The 3052-nt window shown below is 46.9% G+C and carries 3 protein-coding genes; all 3 read left to right on the plus strand.

Translation table 11 applies throughout. From position 1 onward, the window contains the following. The first annotated feature begins 339 nt into the window (after positions 1 to 339). The 3 genes from RMO84_RS04645 (at position 340) to glmM (ending at position 2925) form a co-directional block, all read left to right on the plus strand. On the plus strand, positions 340 to 816 hold the full coding sequence (locus tag RMO84_RS04645; protein WP_310487313.1) for a hydrocarbon-binding protein: 477 nt from the start codon (positions 340 to 342) through the stop codon (positions 814 to 816). Between the two features lie 64 nt (positions 817 to 880). Next, positions 881 to 1246 (plus strand): roadblock/LC7 domain-containing protein, encoded by a 366-nt coding sequence (locus RMO84_RS04650; RefSeq protein ID WP_310487314.1) that lies wholly within the window; start codon positions 881 to 883, stop codon positions 1244 to 1246. A gap of 275 nt (positions 1247 to 1521) precedes the next feature. Next, the gene (glmM, locus tag RMO84_RS04655) at positions 1522 to 2925 is read left to right on the plus strand and encodes a phosphoglucosamine mutase (RefSeq protein WP_310487315.1); all 1404 of its coding nucleotides are present in this window, start codon (positions 1522 to 1524) and stop codon (positions 2923 to 2925) included. The last annotated feature ends 127 nt before the right edge of the window (positions 2926 to 3052 follow it).

Genomic DNA, 3052 nt, shown 5'->3' on the forward strand with positions numbered 1-3052 from the left:
GCAAGTTTTATTTAAAGTAAAAAGCCATATCTTGAACTTAAACTTATAAAATATTTTTAACGCCTGGTAAATCCTCTAAACCTTAAATCGCTTTTCTCCCCTGGTATTGAGCTTACTAACCAATTAAATAATTAGAGAATTTTTTGCTCCGATCGATCTCGATCGGAGCCTGTTTAGATCTGAAAACTGAAAGCAAAAAATGTCTTTTGGGAATTAATTAAAAATTCGATTGACTTGTTAGATACAAGCCTAAAATGGGAACAATGAATTTGGGATGATGAAGATCGATAAATACAGTTAACGATCTCTTTGCCCATCAGTTCACACAGGAGTATTAATATGTCAAATGCACTTACCTCTCGTCCAAATCTAGGTCAATTCAGCAGCATTGTTTGTTTCAAATCAGTCATCACTGGGATGGAAGAAGCTCTCGGTGAAAAAGCAACGGCGATCGCCTTAATTGCTGCTGGTCGCGAGCGCGGTAAAAACTTAGCTAAAGAGCTAGGCTTGTCCGGTTCTACTCACGAGCTAACTGTCATTGGAGCTAAGTTAAATGCAGCAGTTGGTGCTAATGGTACTCACTTAACTGCTGTCGATAAAATCGTCAAAGAAGGCGATATTATCAAAGTTTATTGTTCGGAAACAGTTTGTTCCGCAGGTGAGCCTCAAGGCTCCGATCGTAAATGTACTTTTACGATGGGTGCAATTTGGGGAGCATTGAGTGAAATTACTGGTAAAAAACTACGCGGCATTCACACGGAATCAATTTTACGTGGTGGTGCAAACGATGTATTTGAATTTACCACTGTTGACTAACAGTCGAACTCACTAGTACTAAACTTTCAAGCAAGTCAATTAATTATCCAGAGGAAACATAATCATGAGCGCAAGCAAAATCGGTGGAATTATAGAGAATTTTGTGTCGGGTACTTCTGATGTTCAAGGCGCAGCCTTGGTATCCCATGACGGTTTACCATTGGCATCTAGTCTGCCTAATGCCATGGATGAAGAACGCACTTCAGCGATGTCTGCTGCGATGCTCTCCCTCGGCGAGCGGATCGGTAAAGAATTATCGCGTGGTAGTGTTGAAAAAATCATGGTTGAAGGTGCCGACGGTTATGGCATCTTAATGGGGTGCGGCGATGATGCAGTCTTTCTCGTTTTAGCCAATCAATCTGCAAAACAAGGACTATTAATGCTCGATATCAAACGTGCTGTCAGTGAAATCAAGGCAACATTAAACTAGCTGTCGGTACAAATAAGGTCGATTGAATAGAAACGATCGACCTTATTTAAAATAGTGTAGTTAAACCTCTTATTAAATAAACAAATAAAAACGCTATCTTACTGAGTACTCTTGTATACTGGTGCGATGGTTTGCAGCCCGATCGATAGCATCGATCGCTGCCACTCCATTCACCCACAGGGAAAAGATCGAGTTCAACCCAGACCGCTCTTGCGCAATGCCACCTGGAGTAATACGATTTACCAAGCTAGTACTCACCTCCCGTTAGTGTATATATGACTACATCTACCCCGATTCAGTATCTAAATCTCCCCAATTCACCCTTGTTTGGTACCGATGGCATTCGCGGCAGAGTCGGCGATGTGCTCACTGCTAACTTGGCACTGCAAGTCGGCTACTGGGCGGGAATGGTGTTACGGCAGGCGGCGAGTGATGCCGATCGCGATGTCGGGCCGATCGTCATCGGGCAAGATTCGCGCAATTCTAGCGATATGTTAGCCAGTGCCTTATCCGCTGGACTGACATCAGCCGGAATTGAAGTTTGGAATTTGGGATTGTGCCCCACGCCTGGAGTCGCTCATCTGACAGCCACTAGCGATGCGATCGGCGGCGTGATGATTTCGGCCAGCCACAATCCGCCAGAAGATAACGGGATTAAGTTTTTTGGGTCGGATGGTACTAAGCTGGCTAAGGACTTGCAGGCGGCGATCGAAGCTGGTGTCAGAGGACGATCGGGAGCAAACATCGAGCCAAAAAACTGGGGTCATCTGTATTTTACGCCCGAACTCATCGTTCAGTATCTAGCCGCGATGCAGGATTCGCTCGCGCCCGATGCTAGTTTGTCTGGGATGAAGATCGTCCTCGATTTGGCTGCTGGAGCGGCAGTGAAGGTAGCTCCAGAGATTTTTACCCGCTTGGGTGCGGAGTTGATTTGTCTTAATGATGAGGCTGATGGCGATCGGATTAATGTCAATTGTGGCTCGACGCATTTGGGTGCTTTGCAAGCGGCGGTGATCTTACATCAGGCAGATATCGGCTTTGCTTTCGATGGTGATGCCGATCGCGTTTTAGCTGTAGACAATCTCGGACGCAAGGTGGATGGTGATTACATCCTCTATTTCTGGGGGCAATACCTGCGTAAACAAGGGCTGCTCCCGAATGATGAAATTATCACCACAGTGATGGCAAATCTGGGCTTCGAGCGGGCTTGGCAAGCATTAGGCGGTAAGGTAGTCCGCACGGCAGTAGGCGACCAGTACGTCCAAGCGGAGATGGTGAGTAGCGGTGCCATGCTCGGTGGCGAACAGTCGGGGCATATTCTCTCACCCCAACATAGTGTTAGTGGTGACGGCACACTTACTGCCTTACATCTCGCCGCGATCGTCCAGCAGTCGGGTAAATCCCTCGCCGAGCTAGTCGATAGCAGCTTTCAAACCTATCCCCAAATCCTCCACAATATCCGCGTAGACGATCGCGAAGCCCGTCTCAATTGGGCAAAATGCCAACCATTACAGGACGGCATTGCCGAAGCCGAAGCCGAGATGGGCAACACCGGACGGGTACTCGTACGCGCCTCCGGTACCGAACCCTTAATTCGAGTGATGGTAGAGGCTGAAACGATTCAAATGACTGAGTACTGGACGAAATATCTAGTCGCGATCGTTGAAAAACATTTCTAGCTCGTCAATTGACATTCCCGAACCGAGCAATCTGCTGAGCATCAAGATCGAGATCGGATTGAGTGCTAAGCTCAGACAAAAGCCCCAAAACAGCAGTCGCAAAGCTGAGAATTTTGACTGAATCGGC

The sequence above is a fragment of the Chamaesiphon sp. VAR_69_metabat_338 genome, assembly GCF_031423935.1.
Lineage (GTDB): Bacteria > Cyanobacteriota > Cyanobacteriia > Cyanobacteriales > Chamaesiphonaceae > Chamaesiphon.